This window comes from Paralimibaculum aggregatum (assembly GCF_030270585.1).
GTDB classification, from domain to species: Bacteria; Pseudomonadota; Alphaproteobacteria; order Rhodobacterales; family Rhodobacteraceae; genus Thermohalobaculum; species Thermohalobaculum aggregatum.
Genome location: NZ_BSYI01000133.1, coordinates 1 through 617, shown reverse-complemented (window position 1 = coordinate 617; position 617 = coordinate 1). Strand labels below are relative to the sequence as shown.

1 protein-coding gene is annotated in these 617 nt (G+C 69.4%); it reads left to right on the top strand.

Features of this window, described 5'->3' with window-relative positions; genetic code table 11:
• Window positions 1-84: 84 nt before the first annotated feature.
• Window positions 85-617 (top strand): tyrosine-type recombinase/integrase (locus tag QSJ97_RS24635; RefSeq protein ID WP_285675150.1); only part of this gene is annotated, 533 nt, incomplete at its 3' end.

Here is a 617-nt window from a genome sequence, read left to right as displayed (position 1 = left end):
CTCGAGAACCTGCTTCCGAGGCGAGACAGGCTTGCGCGGGTCAGCCACCACAAGGCTGTGCCCTGGCGCGAGGTTCCCCGTGTCATGGCCATGATCCGCGGTGCCGAAGGCATGGGCGCGCGGGCACTCGAGCTTGCCGTCCTGACCGCCAGCAGATCGGGCGAGGTGCGCGGTGCGCGCTGGTCCGAAATCGATCTCGAGGCGCGGGAATGGCTGGTGCCGGCCGAGCGCATGAAGGCGGGCCGGGAGCACCGGGTGCCGCTCTCCGGCGCTGCGATGGCCGTGCTCGACGCCGTGATCCCCAACGCCTTCGGGCCGGACGGGCTTGTGTTCCCCTCGAGGACAGGCGGCCGGCCGCTCTCCGACATGACGCTCTCGGCGGTGCTGCGCAGGCTTGGGATCGAGGGTACGCCGCATGGCTTCCGCTCGTCCTTCTCGGACTGGAGCGCGGAGACGACGAACTACCCGCACGAGGTGCGCGAGATGGCGCTGGCGCACACCATCAGCAATTCGGTCGAGCGGGCCTATCGTCGGGGCGATCTCTTCGGCCGGCGGCGCCGGCTCATGGAGGACTGGGCCCGATACTGCGCAGGAGAAACAGGAAACCGGGAAGAAGA